Raw genomic sequence first — 21,749 nt, 5'->3', positions numbered from 1 at the left:
GGGAGGCCGCCCCTACAGCGTCTGCCAGGACGGCTTGTTCGCGTACGCGTAGCGGTAGTAGTCGAGGTTCTTCAGCCGCGACGCCGCCGCCTCGTCCACGAGCACCGTGACGTGCGGGTGCAGCTGGATGGCCGACCCCGGGTTCGAGGCCGACACCGGTCCTTCGACGGCGCCCGCCAGCGCCTCCGCCTTGCCCTCGCCGAAGGCCAGCAGCATCAGGTGCCGCGCCTTGAGAATCGTCGACAAGCCCTGCGTGATGCAATGCATCGGGACGTCGTCCTCCGAGTCGAAGAAGCGCGCGTTGTCCTTACGTGTCTGCTCGGTCAGCGTCTTCACCCGGGTGATCGAGGCGAACGACGAACCGGGCTCGTTGAAGCCGATGTGCCCGTCCGTCCCGATGCCGAGCAGCTGCACATCCACGCCTCCGGATTCGGCGATGGCCTTCTCATAGTCCGCGCCCGCATGCTCGATGCCGTCGAGCGAGCCGTTGGGCACATGGATGAGCGACGGCGTCAGCCCCAGCGGCTCCACCACCTCGCGCGTGATGACCGCGCGGTAGGACTCGGGGTGACCGGGCGGGAGGCCGACGTACTCGTCGAGCGCGTACCCGCGGACGTGCGACACGTCGACGCCGCGCTCGGCGATGCCGCGCTCCAGCGCGCGGTACACGGCGAGCGGAGTGGAGCCGGTCGCAAGGCCGAGCACCGCCTCCGGCTTTGCCGCGATGAGGTCCAGGATGCTGTGCGCGGCGAGGTCGCCCGCGGCGTCCTGGTCGCGGACGACGACGATTTCGGCCATCAGTTCTCTCCTACGAGTGCCGCGCCCAGGGCGGCGACAGGGGTGCCTTCGGGGACGAGGCGCACGCGGCCCGGGAGGTCGAGCGACGCCAGGAACGGCGACGTGCGCTCCCAGTCGTGCAGCACCTCGTGGACGTCACCTAGCAGGCGCTCCCCCAGGTGGCTCAGTCCGCCGCCGATGACGACGGTGCCGACATCGACGGTGAGCACGAGGACGCGCACCGCGGAGGCGATGCCCGCTGCCAGCCTAGCCTTCACGGCCCGTGCCTCACGGTCGCCGTCGGCGGCCGCGGCGAACAGCGCGCGGACCGGGAGCGGGTCGTCCGTCGGCCACTGCCGGGCGACGCCGGACCCGCTCGCGACGGTCTCCAGGCAGCCGTGCTGACCGCACGCGCAGAGGGCGCCGCGCGGGTCGACCGGAAGGTGCCCGATCTCGCCGGCGATGCCCGTGCTCCCGCGCCAGAGGCGCCCATCGACGACGATGCCCGCCGCCATCCCCGTCCCGAGGTTGAGGAAGGCCATCGTGCCGGTCAGCCCGAGCAGGTGGTGGGCGCCGAGGGCGGCCGCCTTCACGTCGTTCTCGACCCGGACCCCGACGCCCAGCCGGCCCGCGAGCATCCCGCCGAGTGCCAGGCGTTCGAGTCCGAGGTTGACCGCGTGCGCGACGTCGCCCGAGGCAGTGTCCACCATCCCCGGCACGCCGATCCCGATGGACTGGAAGCCGCCGGGCGCCAGACCGGTGAGCTCGCCGAGTCGCGAGACGGCCGCCACCGCGGTCTCGACCACCGCGACGTCGCCGAAGCCCGTCGCGAGCCGCACCCGCTGCGCGAGCGCGCCGAGCTCATCGACGGCGACCGCGTCGGTCTTGGTGCCGCCGATGTCGATCCCGAGCCTCACGAGCCGCGCCCGAGCAGTTCGAGCAGGGCGCGTCCGACGAGGCGGGAGGCGCCGAAGGTGGCGATGTCCGCGTACGCGCGGTCATCGCTCGGCCAGCCCATATCCACCACGAGCACACGCTCCCGTTCCGCCCGGAGCCGGTCGATCGCGGCGCGTGCGAAGGCGTGCCGGTGGTTGTCCTTGCCGATGACGAGCACCGGCGACTGCGCCGCGAGGACGAGGTCCGGATGGTCGCCCTCGGTGAACAGCACCGCCGGGTTGGCGGTGAAGGCCGCCGCCCACGGGCTCGCCGGGTCGGCTTCCACGTCCGAGAACGGCCCCCACGGCGCGGTCCCCACGGCGATGTTCGCGACGGTGTCGATCCGGACCACGGAGTACGAACCGCCCGCGTACTCCTCCAGCCAGCCGCGAGCGTATGCGCTCACGTCGAACGCGCGCTCCGCCGCCGCGATGTCCTTCTCGGCAGCCGTCGACCACAGGAAATCGGTCGTGTCCGAGGGCGTATCGACGACGTTTTTCCTGTGCTCGGCGGCGGCGGCTGCGGCTGCGGTGGCGGCTGCGGAGCGGGCGAGGGTGAGCACGCGGGCGGAGGCCTCGGCGACGCGGGAGGGCGCAAGGCGTCCCGAGGACACAGCGGCGGCGATGGCGGCCTCGATGGCGGCCAGCTGCTCGTCGGTGTTCTCGGTGCCGATGCAGAGCAGGTCGCACCCCGCGGCGAGCGCCAGCACGGCGGCCTCTGGGATCCCGCGGTCGCCGCTCGCCCCGTGCATGTCGAGCGCGTCGCTGACGACGACGCCGCCGAAGCCGAGCTCGCCGCGCAGCATCCCCTCGATGATCGCAGGGCTGAGGGTCGCCGGGAGCGCGGCATCCAGCTGCGGGAGCAGGATGTGGGAGGTCATCACAGCCCGCGCTCCGGCCTCGATGACGGCCCGGAACGGCACGAGCTCCCGCTCGCGCAGCTGCGCGGCGGACAGGTCGACGACGGGAAGCGCGAGGTGCGAGTCCGTCCCGGTGTCACCGTGCCCCGGAAAATGCTTCGCCGCGACCGCGACGCCCGCCGACTGGAGCCCGCGCGTCCACGCGGCCCCGTGCTCGGCGACCACCTCCGGCGACGAGCCGAAGCTGCGCACGCCGATCACCGGGTTGTCCGGATTGGAGTTGATGTCGATGTCGGGCGCGAAGTCGAGGTTCACCCCGGCCCTCCGCAGCTCCTCCCCCACCCGCTGCGCGACCTGCTCGGTGTAGGCCGCGTCGCCGAGCCGGCCGAGGACGGCGTTGCCCGGGTACGGCGAACCGCTGCCGTAGTACAGGCGGGTGACGTCGCCGCCCTCCTCGTCGATCGCGACGATCGCGTCCGGATTGGCCGCGCGGATGGCGTCGGTCAGAGCACGGAGCTGCTCGGGCGAGACGATGTTCTGCCCGAACAGGCACACCCCGCCGAGCCCGTCGCGCAGGCGGGCCTCCAGCCAGCCGGGCAGCGTCGTCCCGAGGAACCCGGGGAGCAGCGTCGCGGCGATGCTGCGGCGGAGGTCCGGATCGGTGACAGCGGAAGCGGCGACGGACGCGCCGCTCACCCTTTCACCGCCCCGCTGACCAGCCCGCTCGTCATCCGCCCCTGCACGATGAGGAAGAAGATGATGACGGGGACGGCGACCAGAGTGGATGCGGCCATGACCTGGCCCCAGTCCGTCGCGCGCGAGGCGGACTGCTGCACGAAGCCGCGCAGCCACAGCGGAAGGGTGGCGCTGCTCGACTGCGGCAGGATGACGAGCGCGACCGTGAACTCGTTCCACGCCTGCAGGAATGCGTACACGCCCGAGGCGACGAGGCCCGGCGCGAGCAGGGGGAACGTGATCCGCAGGAACGCCTGCGTGCGGCTGAGCCCATCCACCATCGCGGCCTCTTCGAGGTCGGCGGGGATGCCGGCGACGAAGCCGCGCAGCATCCAGACGGTGAACGGCACGACGGCGGCGATGTACAGGATGCTGACGCCGACGACCGTGTTCAGCAGGCCCAGCGTGCCCATCAGCTTGTACTGGGCGATGAACAGCCCCTCCGCCGGCAGCATCTGGATGAGCAGCACGGCGAGCACGAACGACCGGCGGCCGCGGAAGCGGAACCGGCTGATCGCGAGCGCGGCCAGGAACGCGAACGCCAGGCAGCACACGACCGTGATCAGCGCGACGGCGACGCTCATCCCGAGTGCCGGGAAGAACGTCCCGCCGCCGACGACCGCGGAGAAGTTGTCGAACGACCCGCCGAACGGCAGCCAGGTGGGCGTGGAGTTCTGCAGGGTGACGTTCGGCAGCAGCGACGAGTTCACCATCCAGTAGACGGGGAAGACCCAGATCAGGGCGAGCACGATGCCGAGGGCACCGAGCAGGACGCGCGAGGTCCGGATGCGGCTACGGCGCGGCGGCCGGACGGTCGCCGTGGACGGGCGGGTGCCGGATGTGCGGAGCGGGGGCGCGGCGGTCACGATTCGTCCTCCTTGAGCAGGGAGCGCACGTAGAACCAGCTGAGTGCGACGGTCAGCACGAGCACGAAGACGCTGACAGCGCTCGCCATCGCGAAGTCGCTGGAGCCGACGCCGAGCTGGTAGATGTAGGTGCCGAGCAGGTTGGTCTCGCTCGCGATGGAGCCCTTGTCCTGCAGCAGCTTGATCTGGGCGAAGACCCGGAGGTCCCAGATGATCTGGAGCAGCAGCACGATGCCGAGCACGGGCCGGATGATCGGCAGGATGATGAAGCGCAGCCGCTGCCATCCCCGGGCGCCGTCCATCTGCGCGGCCTCGAGCACCTCGGTGGAGACCTGGGTCAGCCCCGCGTAGACGGAGAAGGCGACGAAGGGGACGCTCATCCACGTCACGATCACCATCGCGACGAAGAAGAAGGAGAGCGGGTTCTGCAGCCAGTTGTGGTCCTGGAAGTCGAGCCCCCACGAGGTGAGCACGTAGTTGACGACGCCGCGGCGCCAGTCGAACAGCCAGTTCCAGACGGTCATCGCGGCCACGACGGGCATGGCCCAGGCGAGCAGCAGCGAGACCTGCAGGATGATGCGGACGACCTTGTTCACCGCGTTCATCAGCAGCGCCATCCCGACGCCGATGACGACCGTGACGAGCGCCGTGACGAGGCAGAAGGCGATGGACCGCCCGACGACCACCCACGTGTAGGAGTCGGTGAAGAGGGTGATGTAGTTGTCGAACCAGACGAAGTCGGCGGGCTTGCCGAACTGCTGCGCCAGCCCGAAGTGCTGCAGCGAGGTGACGAGCTGCCAGACGATCGGGTAGCCGAGGGCGACGAGCAGGATGATGATGGCCGGCAGCAGCAGGGCGTACGGCGTGAACCTCCCGCGGCGCCGGCGCGGGGCGTCGCGCCTGGGCGCCGACGGCGGGGCCGCGGCGATGCGGGTGTCTTCGGTGGCGGTCACGTACGTCCTCCTTCCTTGATTGTGATCGAGTCGACGCAACACGCCGTGCCGATGCGTTCCGGCACGGCGTGTTGCGTCGATCAGGTGAGGATCGTCAGCTCTTGACGTTGAGCAGAGCGTCGATCTTCTTGTCGTACTCCTGCGCCAGCGCCTTCAGGTCGGAGGCGTCGCGGATCTTGGAGAAGAACTCCTCCATCACGTTGCCCGCCTCCACCGAGGCCCAGCCCGGCGCGGCCGGCGTGAGCTTGGAGTTGGAGGCCGACTCGATCAGCGCCTTGGCGAACTGGTCGTCGCCGAGCGACGAGGTGTACTTGGAGTTCGCCGGGCCGAGGCCGTTCTTGCCCAGCATCTCCTGGTACTCCTTCGAGAACATGATCTTCAGCAGCGTCTTCGACAGGCCCGGCTCCTTGGTCTTGGCCGAGATGCCGATGTTGGAGCCGCCCGCGAACACGGGAGCAGGCTTGCCGTCGTTGCCCGGGAGGACGTAGGTGCCGAAGGTGGCGTCGTTCCAGGTGCGGGTCGGCTTGCCGTCAGCGCCCTTGCCCAGGTCGCCGATCGACCAGTGCGCCCATCCCGGAGCCATGATGGTGGCGGCGGCCAGCGACGTGTCACCGGTCTTGTTGCCGTCGGCGTCCAGGGTCTGGTCGCTGTCGTTCAGGTAGATGTACTGGTTCGAGTCCTTGGCGTCGTTCGGCGCCTTGGATGCGTTCTTGTACAGGTCCTGCAGCTGCTGGAGACCCTTCAGCGAGTCCTCGGACTCGAGGGTCGCCTTCCACTTGTCGCCGTCCTTCTTGGCGATGTCCCCGCCGTTGGCGAAGATCCAGGAGATGCCGTCGCGCCAGTCCTGGCCCCCGAGGAAGAATCCGGAGAAGTTGGCGATCCCCTTCGGGTTCTTGGCGGTGATGTCGGCGACGCCGGTGTTGAACTGGTCGAGCGTCGTCGGTACGCTGACGCCGGCGGCCTGATAGACGTCCTTGCGGTAGAACATGTAGCGCGAGCCGAAGTAGTACGGCAGCGTGTAGTTCTTGCCGTCCACCTTTCCGGCCTCGACGAACGACTGGAGCAGGTCGCTTCCGCCGAGCTCCTTGTACATGTCGGAGATGTCGAGGAACGCGCCGACGTTCGTGAAGGTCGGCGACTGGGTGTTGCCCATCTCCGTCACGTCCGGCGTGTTGTTCGCGTCAGGGAGAGCGGTGGTGAGCTTGGTGACGATGTCGCCCCAGTCCTGCTGCTCGATCTTGAGGTTGGCGCCGGTCTCCTTGTTGAACTCCGTCTTGAGGTACGTGCGGAGCGCGTCCGGAGTGTCGGAGCCGACGAGCCACAGGGTGACCGTCTTGCCCTTGCCGTCGGTGCTGGCCCCGGTGGAGGAGCCTCCCGAGGCGCATCCGGCGAGCACGAGAGCGGAAGCCGTAGCCACTGCGGCGAGGCCGACGAGCTTTCTCTTCATTGCTGGTTCCTTTCGTGAGTGTCAGTGTGTGCGGGTGCACGACACCGTCGGTGCAGGGGTCGTATTCGGGTGGTGCTGTGTCACGAGACCCCGAGTTGTCCGGAGAGGACGAGTACGGCCGCGCCGCGGAGGACGATGTCCTGCCCCTGCGTGGTCATCCGGAGGGACAGATCGGCGTGGTTCTCGGCCATCGTCCGGTTCCGGAGCGTGTGGACGGTCGCCTCAGCGAGGGGTCCGTCGAGCAGTTCGGTCGGGCCGCTGAGCACGATCTCCGACAGGTTGAGGGCGCCGACGACCGGCGCGAGTGCGATGCCGAGCCGCTGGCCCGCTTCGCGCAGGATGGGCGTCGCATCCACACCGTCGGCCTGCGCCTGGTGGATGCCGCGCTGCAGCTGCGGGACGCTCAGCCAGTGCTCGAGCACCTGATCCCGGCTGTAGGTGGCGTCGAGCCCGAGGTCGGTCCCGACCATGACCTGCCCGATCTCGCCGGCCGCGAAGTGGCTGCCGTAGACGAGGGCGCCCGCGACGAGGAGTCCGGCCCCGATGCCGTGGCCGACCCGGATGAGCATCATGTCGCCCTGTGCGTCGCCGTACGTGTGCTCGGCGAGTGCTGCGACGTTGGCGTCGTTCGCGACGACCACGGGCAGCCCCGTCCGGATGCCCAGGCGCTGCTGCAGCGGGAGGTCGTCCCAGCCGAGGTTGGGGGCTGTGAGGATGGTGCCCGCCAGGTCGACGACGCCGGGCGAGCCGACGCCGACGCCGAGGATCGGCGCCGTCGCCGCGGCGACGAGGCGCTCGACGAGAGCATCCACCCGGGCCGCGGCGGCTTCGCCCGTGGCGGCCTCGGCGTCTTCGCTGTCGGCCAGCATGACCTCGGCACGCGCCAGGATCTCGCCGTCGAGATCCATCACTGCGCCGTGGAAGCGGTCGTGATCGCTGAGGTCCACGCCGATGATCTGGTGGGCCGTCCGGTCGATGTCGAGCAGGACGGCGGGCTTCCCCGGCCGGGCGGATTCGCGCTGGCCCAGCTCGATGACGAGCCCTTCGGCGAGCAGCTCGGCGACGAGGTCGGACACCGTCACCCGGGTCAGCCCCGTCTCGCGCGCCAGATCGGCGCGGCTCCGCTGACCGGACCGGTAGAGGGTCTGCAGCACGAGCGACCGGTTGTGGCTGCGCGCGTGCTCCGGAAGCACCTTGGCGCGCGGCCGGAGTGCCCGGCCCGGGGCCAGCCCTCCGGTGCTGCTCTGCACCTCGGTCGTCGTCATGTTTGTTAGTAAAGCTTACGAACAAATGAAATGCAAGAGACGAAACGAAGTCGTTACATGGACGGTCGGGGTCAGCCCAGAAGTGCCTCGTGGACAGCTTCCAGCAGGCGCCCGGTGCGGAACTCCTCGTGCGCCGTCACAGTGAGCGCGGCGCCGCGCTCGTCGTCGACGACGACGTACTGCCCATAGCGCCCGTCGAACCGCCAGAGCCCCGACGGCCCCTCCCAGACCGCGAGGCCGTAGCGGTCCGTCGCCGGGTCCTCCCCCGTGTCGCGCCAGTCCGCGTGCATCCCGTCGATCCACGCGGCGCTCACGATCCGTTCTCCGCGCCACTCGCCGCGATCGCGCAGCACGCGACCGATGCGCGCGAGCTCCCCGGTGCGCAGGTACAGCCCGCTCCCGGCGACGATCCAGCCCAGCGGGCACCGCATCCACTGCGGGTTGTCGATGCCGAGCGGCTCGAAGAGGCGCGGAAGCAGCCAGTCCCGCACATCGCCGACGGCCGCCCCCAGCATCCGCATGGCGACGTACGTGCTCGCGTCGGAGTACTGGAAGTGCTCGCCCGGCCCGCGAGTGGGGCGCCGCAGCATCTCCTGCGCGAGGTCGGGCCCGGGCACCGGCTGGTCGCCGAACCAGACGAAGTCGATCCCGCTGGACATGGTCAGCAGGTGACGGAGCGTGACGCGGTCGACCCCGTCGCCGAGCTGAAGGTCCGGAAGCGCCTCGGAGACGGTCGTGTCGAGGGTCAGGACGCCCTGGTCCACGGCGATGCCGGCCGCCAAGGCGCTGACGCCCTTCGACACCGAGAAGACGTTCTCGCGGTCGTCGCTGCGCCAGCGGTGCGCCGCCTCGTCCTCACCGACGAGGGCGTGCGCGCCGTAGGCGCCGAGCCCCTCCCGATCGACGGAACGGACGAAACGATCGAGAAGCGCATCCGCAGCGGTCATGGTCCCATTCTGGCGCGCCGGAAGTCGCCGCATCGCGCACGACGCCGGCGATTAGGCTCCAGGCATGACCGCCTCCCCCGCTCCCGCATCCACCCGCGCCCCGTTCTCGCTCGCCGGTTCGCGCGCGCTCGTCACCGCATCCAGCCGGGGGCTCGGCCGCGAGATCGCGCTCGAGCTGGCCGGTCAGGGGGCCGACGTGATCCTCGGCGTCCGCGATCCGGACGGCTCGGCCGCGCTGGTCGAAGAACTGCGCGGGTTCGGCGTCGCGGCGACCGCGATCCGGCTGGATGTGATGGATCTGGATGCGTGCCGCGCAGCCATCGACGCAGTCACCGAGGACCTGGGACCGATCGACATCCTCGTCAACAACGCGGGCGGCGGCGTCGACGCCCCGGCGCTCGAGGTCACCGAGGACGACTTCGAGCGCGTCTGGCAACTCAACACCCGCTCGACGTTCTTCCTCTCGCAGCACCTGGCGAAGAGCATGCTGACGATCGGGGGCGGCTCCATCGTCAACGTCGCATCCCAGGCCGGACTGGTGGCGCTGCCCGGCGAGTCGTCCTACTGCTCGGCGAAGGCGGCCGTCATCCACCTCACCCGGTGCCTGGCCGTCGAGTGGGGCCAGTACGACATCCGCGTCAACGCGGTGGCCCCGACGTTCATCGAGACCGACGGCACCGCTCCCGCACTCTCGGACGACGCCTTCCGCGCCGACACGATCGAGCGCATCGCGGCGCTGCACCGCATCGGCGTGCCGCGCGAGGTGTCCGGAGCGGTCGCGTTCCTGGCCTCCCCCGCCGCCTCCCTCATCACCGGGCAGACCCTCGCGATCGACGGCGGCTGGACCGCCCGCTGACCCTGCGACGCCTGCCCCTTAACGATTCGTGCCGAATGCGCACTATTCGTCACGAATAGCGCACATTCGGCACGAATGTCGCGGAGCGCGGGGACTCAGCCCATGCGCGTCTTGAGGTTCTCGCTGATCGCGTCGAGGAACTCCTCGGTGGTGAGGAACTTCTGGTCCGGGCCGACGAGGAGCGCGAGGTCCTTGGTCATCTTGCCCTCCTCGACCGTCTTCACCACGACGTCCTCGAGGGTGTGGGTGAAGTCGATGAGCTCCTGGTTGCCGTCGAGCTTGCCGCGGTGCGCGAGGCCGCGCGTCCAGGCGAAGATCGAGGCGATCGGGTTCGTCGAGGTCGGCTTGCCCTGCTGGTGCTGGCGGTAGTGGCGGGTGACCGTGCCGTGCGCGGCCTCCGCCTCGACGACCGAGCCGTCCGGGGTGGTCAGCACCGAGGTCATCAGGCCCAGCGAGCCGAAGCCCTGCGCCACCGTGTCGGACTGGACGTCGCCGTCGTAGTTCTTGCACGCCCAGACGTAGCCGCCCTCCCACTTGAGGCTGGAGGCGACCATGTCGTCGATGAGGCGGTGCTCGTAGGTGAGGCCGGCGGCCTCGAACTTGTCCTTGTACTCCGCGTCGAAGACCTCCTGGAACAGGTCCTTGAAGCGACCGTCGTAGGCCTTGAGGATCGTGTTCTTGGTGGACAGGTACACCGGGTACTGGCGGTCGAGACCGTAGTTGAACGACGCGCGGGCGAAGTCGCGGATGGACGCGTCCTGGTTGTACATCGCGAGCGCGACGCCGCCGCCCGGAGCCTGGTAGACCTCGAACGACTGGGCCTCGCCGCCGTCGTTCGGCTGGAAGCTGAGGGTCAGCGTGCCCGGGCCGTCGAAGACGAAGTCGGTCGCGCGGTACTGGTCGCCGAAGGCGTGACGGCCGATGACGATCGGCTTGTTCCAGCCGGGGACGAGCCGCGGGATGTTGGAGATGATGATCGGCTCGCGGAAGACGACACCGCCGAGGATGTTGCGGATCGTGCCGTTCGGGCTCTTCCACATCTTCTTCAGGCCGAACTCCTCGACGCGGGCCTCGTCGGGGGTGATGGTCGCGCACTTGACGCCGACGCCGTGCTTCTGAATGGCGTGGGCGGCGTCGATCGTGATCTGGTCGTCGGTCTCGTCGCGCTTCTCGATGCCGAGGTCGTAGTACTCGAGGTTCACATCGAGGTACGGGTGGATGAGGGAGTCTTTGATGGCCTTCCAGATGATTCGTGTCATCTCGTCGCCGTCGAGTTCGACGACCGTTCCGTCAACCTTGATCTTGTCCATGGTTCTCCTGGGGTGTCTGCCGTTTCAAGCCGACGACAGCTTACCTGAGCGCGACAACTATCTTGACATCGAGACAATTTCTCTCGGCAGACGGTCGGCTGGAGCGCGACTATGCCGCGCTGGCCCGCGCACGTTACCCTTTCGTCATGGCTGAGTTGAGACTGGAAGAGTTGAGCGCCCGGACCGTCGTCGCGGCGAACGCGCTCACGCTGAAGCCCGGGCAGGAGCAGTTCATCGCTCCGGTCTCCTACTCGGCCGCCGCAGCGGTCGCCGACCCGAACACCTCGTGGCAGCGCGTCGTGCTCGACGGCGACGAGGTCGTCGGCTTCATCATGGGCAACTTCGATCCGAACGCCGAGCACGACGAGTTCAAGGCGATCCTCTGGCGCATCAACGTCGACGCCGACGACCAGGGTCGCGGCATCGGCACGTTCGCGGTTCGCGCTCTGGCCGACGAGGCGCGCGCCCGCGGCCACGAGCGTCTCTACGTGATCTGGGAGTCCGGCGAGCACGGCCCCGAGCAGTTCTTCATCCGCAGCGGGTTCCAGCCGATCGGCGAGACCCAGTACGGCGAGACGATCGGCGCGCTCGACCTGTGACCGGGGATGCGCCCGGCGGCGACGCGGGCGCGGACCGCTCGGACTCGTTCGTCGAACGGGTCCTCGAGGTGGTCGATGCGATCCCGCCGGGCCACGTTATGACCTACGGCGACGTCGCCGCGACCCTCGGGTCGCGCGCCGCCCGGATGGTCGGCCAGGTGATGGCGTACTACGGCGGCGACGTGCCCTGGTGGCGCGTGGTCCGGGCGAGCGGCCACCCGCCCGCGAACCACGAGCACATCGCGCTCCAGCACTATCGCGCCGAGGGGACGCCGTTGCTCCGTGCGGGCAACGGACCGTACCGCGTCGACCTGCGGGCCGCTCGCGTGGGCGCCGAACCGCCCGGCGACGCGCGGAATCATTCCTCCGACCGATGAACCGTTCAGTTAACTAGTGTTCACTCGTACCAGACCCTGTCCTCTTCCCCTGGAGCTGCCGTGCCCCGCATCCGTACCGCCGGAGTCATCGCGACGACGTCCGCCCTCGCCATGGCCCTGTCGGGATGCTCGGTTCTGACCGCATTCGAGCCGCACGTCGACTCCGCGATCTGGGACACGGCGAAGGAGATGAAGGCGTCGGGCACGGCGGTCTTCGGGTCACCCACGTTCGTGCCGGACGACGCGACGGTCATCCGGGTCGACTACGACACGCAGGACGGCTCCGCGATCATGACCTACACGTCGAAGGCCCACCTGGTGCCGGGCGTGTGCAAGAGCGAGGTGGATGTGCCCAAGCCGACCATCCAGGACAGCTGGTGGCCAATCGACGGGCTTCCTGCCAAGGCGGCCGGCTGCCCGGGCAACTGGTCGGCCTTCGCCATCGGCGACCAGGTCTGGGCCGCGAAGGCGCCGCACAAGTAGCTCGCCGCGCGGGTGAGTGGAGCCCGGCTCAGTGGAACTGCGGGACGATCAGCCAGATCCCGTAGAGCACTGCCGCGACTCCGATCGCGAAGCACACCACCGCGCCCACCGTCGCCACAGCCGGCCTGCGCCCGTCGCGCACCGACACCGCGCCGCCCTCCGCGTCGAGCGGCGCACCGACGGCGAGGAGCCGCAGGGCCAGCGCGTACGAGACGACGACCACCGACGTCGCCACGAACGCGACGAGCGACACGACGACGAACGAGCCCCAGTCGACGCCGAGGAACGACCCCTCCGGCGCCACAGCGTGCAGAATCAGCCCGCGCATCCTCACCCCTCCTGTCCGACGCCCACGGGCGCCGCTTCGCGCGGCTCGCCGGCGTCCTCGTTCTCGTTGACGTTGTGACGGTTCACCGGGTTGCGTCGCGAGAGTCCGTAGATCAGGAGTCCGGCCGCGAGCCCCACGACGGCTACGCCGATCAGCCCGATGACGCTCGCCGACGCGATCCATGCCGCGAGCCCACCGACCAGGGCAGCGGCCGGGAGGGTGATGACCCAGGCGGCCGCGATCCGTCCGACCACGCCCCACCGCACCGAGGCGAGCCTCTTGCCCAGCCCGCTGCCGACCACGGCGCCCGAGGTGACCTGCGTCGTCGAGAGGGCGAAGCCGAGGTGCGACGAGACGAGGATGGTGGCCGCCGACGACGTCTCGGCCGCGAAGCCCTGCGGCGGCTTGACGTCGGTGATGCGCTTGCCGACGGTCCGCATGATCCGCCAGCCGCCCAGGTAGGTGCCCAGCGCGATCGCCAGTCCGCAGGACACGATCACCCAGAGCGGCGGCGCGCTTCCGCCGGCCAGGTAGCCCGCCGAGATGAGCGTCAAGGTGATGACGCCCATCGTCTTCTGGGCGTCGTTGGTGCCGTGCGCGAGCGAGACGAGGGAGGCGGAGACGGTCTGCCCGTGCCGGAAGCCGGACTCCGCGCCGTGCACGCGCGCGTTGTGCGTGATCCGGTACGCGGCGTAGGTGGCCACGAGCGCGACCGCGCCGGCCACGAAGGGCGACAGCAGCGCCGGGATGATCACCTTGCTGAGCAGCACTCCCCAGTCGACGGCGCCGAACCCCGCGCCGATGACCGCTGCGCCGATGAGGCCGCCGAAGAGGGCGTGCGTGGAGCTCGACGGGAGACCGAAGTACCAGGTGACGAGGTTCCAGAGCACCGCACCGACCAGTCCGGCGAAGATCATCGTGGGAGTGATCGCCACGCCGGACGACCCCTCCTTGATGACTCCTCCGGAGATGGTCTGGGCGACGGCGGTCGAGAGGAACGCCCCCGCCAGGTTGAGCACGGCCGAAATGGCCACCGCCGTTCGGGGCTTCAGCGCGCCGGTGGCGACCGAGGTCGCCATGGCGTTGGCCGTGTCGTGGAAGCCGTTCGTGAAGTCGAAGACCAGTGCCACGACGATGACGGCCGCGACCGTGACGATCATGTCCATTCGGCGGTCCTTCCGTACTGAGGAGGTGGGCGCGATCGCGCCCACCTCCTGAGTACGCCGATCCGGAGCACCGCATTTGAACGGGAGGTGAATTCTGCGGCGCGACCGCCGCGGGCCACTCAGGCCGAGGTAACCGGGATGGTCAGCTCGATGATCGTGCCCAGCCCCTCGACCGAGCGCACGTCGGCGCGGCCGGACACCGCCTCCACGCGGTCGCGGAGTCCCTCCAGCCCGCCGCCGGGCTCGATCTTCGCGCCGCCCTGGCCATCGTCCTTCACCACGACGGTGACCGTCGAGTCGGTGCGGCTCACCAGCACCGTGCAGTTGCGGGCATTGGCGTGCTTGGCCGTGTTGGCGAGGCACTCGGACACGCAGTAGTAGATGGTCTCCTCGACCACCTCGGGCAGACGCTCCGTGAGCTCGACGTGGGTCTCCACCGGCAGGTGGCTGCGCAGCCCGAGCTCCTCGATCGCCGAGCGGAGGTCGCCGTCGCTGAGCACGGTGGGGTGGATGCCGCGGGCCAGCTCCCGGAGTTCGCGGAGCGCGTCGGCCAGTTGATCGGACGCCCGCTGAAGGTCGCCGGCGAGCTCCTCCTGCCCGCGCGCCTCGGCCTTCGAGATCGCGATGCGCAGGCTGATCGCCAGGGAGACGAGCTGCTGTTGGCTGCCGTCGTGCAGGTCGCGTTCCAGGCGCCTGCGGGCCAGGTACCCCTCCTCCACGATGCGGAGGCGCGACTCCCGCAGTTCCTGGATGGTGCGCTCCAGCCGGCCGCGCAGGCGGTCGTTGTCCACGGACAGCAGCAGCGCAGAGGACACCGCATCCAGCAGCCGGTCGTCCTGGGTCAGCGCGACGTCGTGCTCGATCAGGGCGATCGGACCCTGGTCGGAGTCGATCGCCAGGGTGGAGCGGCCGGGCCGCTGGGTGAGGCCCGCGTCGGCGACCGCCTGACCGTCGCTGGTCTGGTAGCGCTGCAGAGGCTCGTCCCACCAGAACACCCGCAGGGATCCGTCGTGCAGTGTGCGCGCGAGGCTCGACTCCCACAGCCCGCGGTCGACCTTGTCGCGGGCGACGATCACCAGGTCGGCCACACGCGACCGGAGCCCCCGCGCGTACATCACGCCGCCCACCCAGGCGGGAGGGATGAGAGCGATGGCGACGGGCGGGATGAACTGCAGCCAGCCGCCGTCCCAGCCGAGCGCGAAGCTCAGCGAGTCCTGCACCGTCCCGTAGCACCAGAGCAGGATGGCGAGCGGCATCACGAAGGCCACACGCCGTGCGGGCAGCGAGCTGGTGAACCACCGCGCGATCAGGCGCGCGGCGACCGTGAGCATCAGCGCCAGCCCGACGAAACGCCACGCCAGCCCCAGCCAGAAGTCGGCGGTGTCGCTGGGCATCACGGCGTACGGGTTCGACGCGCAGCCGCACTCGGCGACGTCGGGCGAGGAGAACAGCAGGATGCCCGCAAGACGGATCGAGAACGCCACCGACACCACGAGCACGATGGCGCGATCGAAGCGCGCCGCCAGGCGCCCGGACGGATAGCACAGCACGAGGATGCCGACGAGCACGGCCCAGAGGTCGGTGACCCCGGCCACCCACGGCCACGCCCATCCCCACTGGCGGACCAGCGGGTACCAGGCGCCCGCGGACCAGAACAGCGCGGCGCCGACCATCAGCCAGCCCGGGATGGGGCTGCGCACCAGACGCCAGGCGATGACCGCGCAGATGACGTAGTCGACCGCCACGGCGACGAAGACGATCGCCCAGCCGACTCCGGCCGGCCTCGGTCCGTAGTCGCCGGTCATCGCACTGATGACCTGGGCCAGCACGTTCGACGCGAGCGTCACCGTCACGGCGAGCGCGCGTAATCCCAGCCGCGCGAATCCGGGCCGCGCGACCTGCGGGTATGCGTCCTCCCGGCGCGGAGCGTTCACGCGCGCTACGTTCTGCGGCGCGGCGTCCATGCGCTCAGGCGTCCCGGCCGAGGAACCGCAGCACGGCGAGCACGCGACGGTGTCCCTCTGCGGAGTCCTCCACGCCGAGCTTCGCCATGATGTGCCCGATGTGCGATTCCACCGTCCGCAGGCTCAGGTGCAGCTCGCCCGCGATCCCGACGTTCGAGCGGCCCTCGGCCATCAGGCGCAGCACGTCCCGCTCGCGGGACGACAGTCCCTCGACGGCGGCCTCGGACGAACGCGCGGAGACGAGCAGCTGGACGACCTCCGGGTCGACCACCGATCCCCCGCGGGCCACGGTCCGTACGGCGGAGACGAGCGTGTCGGCGTCGGCCACGCGGTCCTTGAGCAGATACCCGGTCCCGCTCCCCGCGCTCATCGCACGGATCGCGTACGAAGCGGTCGTGTACATGGAGAGAAGCAGGATGCCGGCCTGCGACCCGTCGGCGCGCAGCCTCTCCAGCGCCCGCAGTCCTTCGTCGGTGTGCGTCGGGGGCATCTTGATGTCGAGCACGATCGCATCCACGTCGCCGTCGGATTCGACCGCGCCGAGGAGTTCCTCGGCGGTGTCCACCGAGGCCACGACATCCATGCCGCCCGCACGCAGGATCTGGCCGATCCCTTCGCGCAGGAGCACTGCGTCGTCGGCGACGGCCACCCTGAGTGCGCGAGAACCCTCAGTCTGTCCCCCGCTCACGCGCTTACCTTAGCAGGGTGCGGATCGCCTCACCGGTCAGCTCTTCTTTGTTGATGAATCCCTCCGCACCGCTGTCCGCGACGCGTCTGCCGTAGTCGTTGGCGGACCGGCTCGAGGTGAGCACGACCGCCGCGCCCGTCGCGCGCATGGCGGACACGATGTCGAACCCGCTCGCGTCCGGCAGCCCGATGTCGAGCAGCACGATATCGGGCGAGAGCCGCCTGCTGAGTTCGACCCCGCTCGCGGCCGTGTCCGTGTCCCCGACGACGGTGAAGCGCTCCAGGCGCAGCAGTTCGGCCGCCTGTGCGCGGAACCGTTCGTGGTCGTCGACGATCACAACACGGAGGGACATGTGGTCCATCATCTCCGCACAGTCCCCGGTGTTCATCCGTGCCTCCACGCAATCGGAATGAGGTGACCCCCCTGATGCGGGTCATCACGGCCGGGACGACGATATGAGACAACCTCGCCGACCCGAACGGCGAAGTGGCCCGCCCGCGAGAGCGAGCCGATGGTCCACCCGAGGAGATGGCGATGTCCACCGTGACCCGAACCGCCGACCCGACCGGAGGCGCAGCGGTTACGACCGCGGCCGCCGGGGCGGTCACGGTGGACGGCCCCTCCTCCCGCTCCCTCACCGGCGACGGGCTCCCCGACCAGCCCGTCGTGGTGATCGACCTCGTACGCGCAGCGCACCGGTTCCGGGAGCTTCGCGAGGCCGTGCCGTGGGCCGACCCGCACTTCGACGTGAGCGCGCTCGCGCATCCCGAGCTCATCCGCGCGTTGGCGGCCGACGGTGCGGGGTTCACCGTCTCGCACCCGGCCGCACTGACAGCCCTGCGCCGAGCAGGTGCCGATCCCGAACGGATGCTCTACGCCGTGCCCGGAGCGCCGTGGCACGACCGGCGTGAGGCGTGGGATGCCGGGATACGCCGGTTCGTGGTGGAGGACCTGCACGAACTGGACCCCTTCGCCGCAGCACCAACGGGAACCTCCGTGCTCCTCGCGATGCCGGCCGAGTCGGCCCCGGCCGCCGCGCGTCGCGCCGACGCGCTGGGGATCCGGGCAGCGGGACTCCTCGTCCGCCTGGATGAGCCGGGCGCCCCGGGCACCGTGCTGCAGCAGGCGGTCCGCACCGCCGGTGCGATCGCCGCGGAGACGGGCCGGCCGTTCGACGTGGTCGCCACGGCAGGGCAGCGGCTCGTCGCCGACTGCATCACGATCGTCTTCGGCCTGAGCGAGCGTTCGATCGATGCGCTCTCCGCGAGCGCATGCATCGACGCCGGCGCCGAGGTCGTCGTCCTCCGCGACGGGCTCTCGGCCCGTACCCGATCCGCGCGCACGCGCCCGGTCCTGCGCGGCGCCCCGCGCCCCTCGCGGGCGCGCATCACCTGGTCCCCGGTCGGCTGACTCGACCCCTCGCCGCCCGGAGACAGGCGACGGGGACCACGGGAGGGCTTCCCCGTGGTCCCCGTCGGAAGGCCGTCGGCCTCCCCGCTACACGAGCGAGTCGCGCCAGGCGGCGTGGAGCTGCGCGAAGCGGCCCGTACCGGCGATCAGGTCGTCCGGCGTGCCGTCCTCGACGACGCGTCCGTGCTCCATCACCAGGACCCGGTCCGCGATCGCGACCGTCGATAGACGGTGCGCGATGATCACGGCCGTCCGGTCGGCCAGCAGCGTCTGCAGCGCCTCCTGGACCAGTCGCTCGCTCGGGATGTCGAGCGAACTGGTGGCCTCGTCCAGGATGAGCACCGCCGGGTCGGCGAGGAACGCGCGCGCGAACGAGATCAGCTGGCGCTGACCCGCGGACACGCGACCGCCGCGCTTGTTCACGTCGGTGTCGTACCCGTTGGGCAGACCCTGGATGAACTCGTGCGCGCCAACGGCCTCCGCCGCCCGCACGATCTCCTCGCGCGTCGCGTCCGGCTTGCCGAGCGCGATGTTGTCGGCCACCGACCCGCTGAACAGGTAGGCCTCCTGCGTCACCATGACGATGGCGCGGCGGAGATCCTTCGGGTGCAGGTCGCGCAGGTCCACCCCGTCGAGCTGGACGGAGCCGTCGGTCGGGTCGTAGAACCGCGAGATGAGCTTCGCCAGCGTCGACTTGCCCGCTCCGGTGGAGCCGACGAGCGCGACCGTCTGCCCGGCCGGCAGATCGAGCGTGAACTCGGGCAGGATGACGCGGTCCTTCTTGTAGGCGAAGGTGACGTCGTCGAACCGCACGTGTCCCTTCGCCGACCACAGGTCGACGGGCGTGACGGGATCCGGCACGCTCGGCTCCTCCTCCAGGACGCCGGAGATCTTCTCCAGAGCCGCGGCGGCCGACTGGTAGGAGTTGTAGAACATCGCCATCTCCTCCATCGGGTCGAAGAACCGGCGCGTGTACAGCAGCACCGCGAGCAGCACGCCGATCGCGAGCTGGCCGTCGGCGACGCGGAAGCCGCCCACGAGCAGCACGACGCCGACCGTCACGTTGCCGATCATCACGAGTCCCGGGTCGAAGATCCCGAACAGCTGGATGACGCGGGCGTTCACATCCCGGTACTCCTCGACCAGTCCGCCGAACTCCTTCTCGTTGCGCTTCTCCTTGCGGAACGCCTTGACCGCGCGGATGCCGGTCATGGTCTCCACGAAGTGCACGATCAGCTTCGCCGACGCCACCCGCGAGATGCGGAACAGCACCTGCGAGCGCTTCTGGAACCAGCGGGTCAGCAGGTACAGCGGCACGAGCGAGGCGAGCAGCACGACACCGCTGATCCAGTCGATCGAGAACAGGGCGATCGCGATGAACAGCATGTACAGGAAGCCCTGCACCAGCTGGTTGATGCCCGAGTCGAGCAGCTCCCGGATGGAATCGAGGTCGCTGGTCTGGCGCGAGATGATGCGGCCCGACGTGTACGACTCGTGGAACTCCAGCGACAGCTTCTGCGTGTGCAGGAACACCCGCTTGCGCAGGTCGATCAGGATGGCCTGGCTGATCCGCGCGCTCAGCACCGTATACCACGCGATCAGCACGGCGCCGATGATGCCGGTGAACAGGTACGCGATGCCGGCGGCGGCCAGCGGGAACCAGTCCTGCTTCATCAGGGCGGGCAGTCCGTTGTCGATGCCGAATGCGATGATCGCCGGCCCCGCCACCTGCGCGGCGGTGCTCACCACGACCACCACGGCCGTGAGCACCAGCCGCATCCGCAGCGGGTGCATCAGCGAACCGAGCAGGCGCAGCGAGCGGCGCCGGACCTGCCGGCTCTCCTCCTTGCTGAGGTCGTTGCGCTCTTCGCCTTCGACGCCCAGCACCGTCGTCGTGCTCACAGGTTCACCTCCTCGAGGATCTCGTCGTTCTCTTCGTCCTCCAGGCTGGAGATGACGAATCGGTAGTGCTCGCTGGTGGCGAGCAGTTCATGGTGGGTGCCGACCGCCGTGATGCGCCCGTCTTCGAGCAGCGCCACCCGGTCGGCCAGCATGACCGTGGAGGGGCGGTGCGCGACGATGAGCGCGGTGGTCGCCGCGAGGACCCGCCGCAGCGCAGCCTCGACGAGTGCCTCCGTGTCGACGTCCAGAGCGGACAGCGGGTCGTCGAGCACCAGCACGCTGGGGTTCGCCGCGACCGCTCGCGCCAGCGCCAGACGCTGGCGCTGTCCGCCCGAGAGGCTGAGGCCCTCCTCGCCGACCTTCGTCTCCACGCCCTCGGGGAGGTCGTAGACGAAGCCCGCCTGCGCGATCTCGAGCGCCTCGGTCAGGACGCGCTCCGCTTCGGCAGAGTTCGGGTCGAGCTCGTCCCGGCCCAGCAGGACGTTGTCGCGCACGGACGCCGAGAACAGCGTCGCGTCCTCGAACGCCATGGCGAGCGCCTTGCGGAGGTCGTAGCGGGTCAGGTCGCGCACGTCGACGCCGTCGACCCGGACCGCTCCCCCGGTCACGTCGTACAGACGCGTGGTCAGGGCGGTGAGCGTCGACTTGCCGGATCCGGTGAGACCCACCAGCGCCATCGTCTCGCCCGGCCGGACCGTCAGCTGGATGCCGTCGAGCAGGTCCGGGAAGCGCTCGGGCGAATCCTGGTACCGGAAGTGCACGTCATCGAAGACCAGCTCTCCGCGCGGGTCGGTGATCTTCTTCGGCTCGGCGGGGTCGGTGATCGTGTTGACCTCATCCAGCACCTCGAAGAACCGGTCGGCGGCGGTCCGCGTGTCGAAGGTCATCGACAGCAGGAATCCGATCGACTCGATCGGGAACCGGAGCACCGTGGCGGTGGCGAAGAACGCCACCAGCTCGCCCACCGACAGCTGCCCCTGCGACGCCAGCCACACGCCGACGACCAGGCTGATGCCGAACGCGATGTCCGGGACCATCAGCAGCCACAGCCAGATGCCCGCGATCGCCTTGGCCTTCTCGATCTCGGTGCCGCGCAGCTGCTCGGCCTGCGACTCGAAGCTCTTCAGCGCGTGCTTGCCGCGGCCGAACGCCTTCAGGACGCGGATGCCGTGCACCGACTCCTCGACCGCCGTGGCGAGGTCGCCGGCCTGGTCCTGACTGCGGCGCGCGATGACCGAGTACTTGTTCTCGAACACGAAGCCGTAGATCCAGAGCGGGATCGAGCACACCAGGAAAATGAGCCCGAGGATCCAGTTCCACCCGATCAGGATGGCGAACCCGACCACGATCGTGACCACGTTGACCACGAGCAGCACGATGCCGAACGACAGCCACCGGCGGATCATGCTGAGGTCGCTGACGGCACGCGAGAGCAGCTGGCCGCTCGGCCAGCGGTCGTGGAAGGCGACCGGAAGATCCTGCAGCTGGGCGTAGAGCGCGTTGCGCATCCGCGCCTCGACGTGGGTGCCCGGGGTGAGCACGAACCAGCGCCGGAGCGAGATGAATACGGCCTCGGCGGCACCGAGCCCGACCACCAGCAGCGCGGCGGGCCACACCGCCGACGGGTCGCCCGTCGACAGCGGGCCGTCGACCAGCCAGCGGAGCACCTGCGGGATGGTCAGCGCGACCAGGCTGGCGAGCAGCGCGGCGACCATGCCGAGGATGATGCGCGGCGCGGCGGACTTGGCGAACGGCAGGATGCGCAGCAGCGTGCGCGCGGTGCTCGACCGCTTCGTCGAATCGGTGTTCGTGGACTGCGTCTGAGCGACAGACATGGGTGTTCCGTTTTCTGTGAGTGGTCCGACATCGTGGGTCGGCGGC

21 protein-coding genes are annotated in these 21,749 nt (G+C 69.8%); 5 read left to right on the top strand and 16 right to left on the bottom strand.

Annotated features, from left to right (window positions below; genetic code table 11):
- Positions 1-12: 12 nt before the first annotated feature.
- The 8 genes from nagB to QRN40_RS11755 form a co-directional block, all read right to left on the bottom strand.
- Positions 13-798, bottom strand: coding sequence for a glucosamine-6-phosphate deaminase (gene nagB / locus QRN40_RS11790; protein ID WP_285115833.1), 786 nt, complete (start codon positions 796-798; stop codon positions 13-15).
- The gene (locus QRN40_RS11785; RefSeq protein WP_285115832.1) at positions 798-1,694 is read right to left on the bottom strand and encodes an ROK family protein; all 897 of its coding nucleotides are present in this window, start codon (positions 1,692-1,694) and stop codon (positions 798-800) included. Before QRN40_RS11785 ends, nagB begins: the two co-directional genes overlap by 1 nt.
- The gene (gene nagZ, locus QRN40_RS11780) at positions 1,691-3,268 is read right to left on the bottom strand and encodes a beta-N-acetylhexosaminidase (RefSeq protein WP_285115831.1); all 1,578 of its coding nucleotides are present in this window, start codon (positions 3,266-3,268) and stop codon (positions 1,691-1,693) included. The genes QRN40_RS11785 and nagZ overlap by 4 nt, the downstream gene beginning before the upstream one ends.
- Complete coding sequence (locus tag QRN40_RS11775) at positions 3,265-4,173, bottom strand: carbohydrate ABC transporter permease (protein WP_502878913.1); 909 nt, start codon at positions 4,171-4,173, stop codon at positions 3,265-3,267. The genes nagZ and QRN40_RS11775 overlap by 4 nt, the downstream gene beginning before the upstream one ends.
- The gene (locus tag QRN40_RS11770; RefSeq protein ID WP_285115830.1) at positions 4,170-5,126 is read right to left on the bottom strand and encodes a carbohydrate ABC transporter permease; all 957 of its coding nucleotides are present in this window, start codon (positions 5,124-5,126) and stop codon (positions 4,170-4,172) included. Before QRN40_RS11770 ends, QRN40_RS11775 begins: the two co-directional genes overlap by 4 nt.
- Positions 5,127-5,220: 94 nt before the next feature.
- Positions 5,221-6,573, bottom strand: a complete 1,353-nt coding sequence (locus QRN40_RS11765; RefSeq protein ID WP_285115829.1) for an extracellular solute-binding protein — start codon at positions 6,571-6,573, stop codon at positions 5,221-5,223.
- An 80-nt stretch (positions 6,574-6,653) separates the two neighbouring features.
- A complete protein-coding gene (locus QRN40_RS11760) occupies positions 6,654-7,838 on the bottom strand; it encodes an ROK family transcriptional regulator (protein WP_285115828.1) in 1,185 nt (394 codons plus the stop codon).
- A gap of 71 nt (positions 7,839-7,909) precedes the next feature.
- Positions 7,910-8,785 carry a serine hydrolase domain-containing protein gene (locus tag QRN40_RS11755; protein ID WP_285115827.1) on the bottom strand — a complete coding sequence of 292 codons (876 nt, stop codon included), beginning with the start codon at positions 8,783-8,785 and terminating at the stop codon, positions 7,910-7,912.
- 64 nt (positions 8,786-8,849) lie between these two features.
- Here QRN40_RS11755 and QRN40_RS11750 point away from each other — a divergent pair, with 64 nt between their 5' ends.
- Entirely contained in the window at positions 8,850-9,641 is a 792-nt protein-coding gene (locus QRN40_RS11750) for an SDR family NAD(P)-dependent oxidoreductase (protein ID WP_285115826.1), read from the top strand.
- Positions 9,642-9,736: 95 nt separating this feature from the next.
- Here the strand turns inward: QRN40_RS11750 and QRN40_RS11745 are convergent, their stop codons facing one another.
- Positions 9,737-10,951 carry an NADP-dependent isocitrate dehydrogenase gene (locus QRN40_RS11745; RefSeq protein ID WP_285115825.1) on the bottom strand — a complete coding sequence of 405 codons (1,215 nt, stop codon included), beginning with the start codon at positions 10,949-10,951 and terminating at the stop codon, positions 9,737-9,739.
- Positions 10,952-11,097: 146 nt separating this feature from the next.
- Between QRN40_RS11745 and QRN40_RS11740 the strand changes: the two genes are divergently transcribed.
- The 3 genes from QRN40_RS11740 to QRN40_RS11730 are packed head-to-tail and all read left to right on the top strand — an operon-like array spanning position 11,098 to position 12,410.
- Positions 11,098-11,550 carry a GNAT family N-acetyltransferase gene (locus QRN40_RS11740; protein ID WP_285115824.1) on the top strand — a complete coding sequence of 151 codons (453 nt, stop codon included), beginning with the start codon at positions 11,098-11,100 and terminating at the stop codon, positions 11,548-11,550.
- Positions 11,547-11,927 carry an MGMT family protein gene (locus tag QRN40_RS11735; RefSeq protein ID WP_285115823.1) on the top strand — a complete coding sequence of 127 codons (381 nt, stop codon included), beginning with the start codon at positions 11,547-11,549 and terminating at the stop codon, positions 11,925-11,927. Before QRN40_RS11740 ends, QRN40_RS11735 begins: the two co-directional genes overlap by 4 nt.
- A 60-nt stretch (positions 11,928-11,987) precedes the next feature.
- Positions 11,988-12,410 (top strand): hypothetical protein, encoded by a 423-nt coding sequence (locus QRN40_RS11730; RefSeq protein WP_285115822.1) that lies wholly within the window; start codon positions 11,988-11,990, stop codon positions 12,408-12,410.
- Positions 12,411-12,438: 28 nt separating this feature from the next.
- Here the strand turns inward: QRN40_RS11730 and QRN40_RS11725 are convergent, their stop codons facing one another.
- From QRN40_RS11725 to QRN40_RS11705, 5 genes are all read right to left on the bottom strand, one after another.
- Positions 12,439-12,738, bottom strand: a complete 300-nt coding sequence (locus tag QRN40_RS11725) for a hypothetical protein (protein WP_285115821.1) — start codon at positions 12,736-12,738, stop codon at positions 12,439-12,441.
- A gap of 2 nt (positions 12,739-12,740) precedes the next feature.
- Positions 12,741-13,904 carry an inorganic phosphate transporter gene (locus QRN40_RS11720; protein WP_285115820.1) on the bottom strand — a complete coding sequence of 388 codons (1,164 nt, stop codon included), beginning with the start codon at positions 13,902-13,904 and terminating at the stop codon, positions 12,741-12,743.
- A gap of 119 nt (positions 13,905-14,023) precedes the next feature.
- Positions 14,024-15,838, bottom strand: a complete 1,815-nt coding sequence (locus tag QRN40_RS11715) for a histidine kinase (protein WP_285115819.1) — start codon at positions 15,836-15,838, stop codon at positions 14,024-14,026.
- Positions 15,839-15,872: 34 nt separating this feature from the next.
- A complete protein-coding gene (locus QRN40_RS11710; RefSeq protein WP_285115818.1) occupies positions 15,873-16,556 on the bottom strand; it encodes a LuxR C-terminal-related transcriptional regulator in 684 nt (227 codons plus the stop codon).
- Between the two features lie 4 nt (positions 16,557-16,560).
- Positions 16,561-16,908 (bottom strand): response regulator, encoded by a 348-nt coding sequence (locus QRN40_RS11705; RefSeq protein WP_285115817.1) that lies wholly within the window; start codon positions 16,906-16,908, stop codon positions 16,561-16,563.
- 182 nt (positions 16,909-17,090) lie between these two features.
- On the opposite strand from QRN40_RS11705, the gene QRN40_RS11700 reads away from it, so the two are divergent.
- On the top strand, positions 17,091-17,966 hold the full coding sequence (locus QRN40_RS11700) for a type III PLP-dependent enzyme domain-containing protein (protein WP_285115816.1): 876 nt from the start codon (positions 17,091-17,093) through the stop codon (positions 17,964-17,966).
- An 87-nt stretch (positions 17,967-18,053) separates the two neighbouring features.
- Here QRN40_RS11700 and QRN40_RS11695 read toward each other — a convergent pair whose 3' ends face one another.
- Positions 18,054-19,868 carry an ABC transporter ATP-binding protein gene (locus tag QRN40_RS11695; protein ID WP_285115815.1) on the bottom strand — a complete coding sequence of 605 codons (1,815 nt, stop codon included), beginning with the start codon at positions 19,866-19,868 and terminating at the stop codon, positions 18,054-18,056.
- Entirely contained in the window at positions 19,865-21,703 is a 1,839-nt protein-coding gene (locus QRN40_RS11690) for an ABC transporter ATP-binding protein (protein WP_285115814.1), read from the bottom strand. The genes QRN40_RS11695 and QRN40_RS11690 overlap by 4 nt, the downstream gene beginning before the upstream one ends.
- Between the last annotated feature and the right edge of the window lie 46 nt (positions 21,704-21,749).

Origin of the sequence: Leifsonia sp. fls2-241-R2A-40a (assembly GCF_030209575.1) — a bacterium.
Lineage (GTDB): Bacteria > Actinomycetota > Actinomycetes > Actinomycetales > Microbacteriaceae > Leifsonia.
The sequence above is the reverse complement of the archived record's forward strand: the minus strand, read 5'-3'. Positions and strand labels throughout refer to the sequence as shown.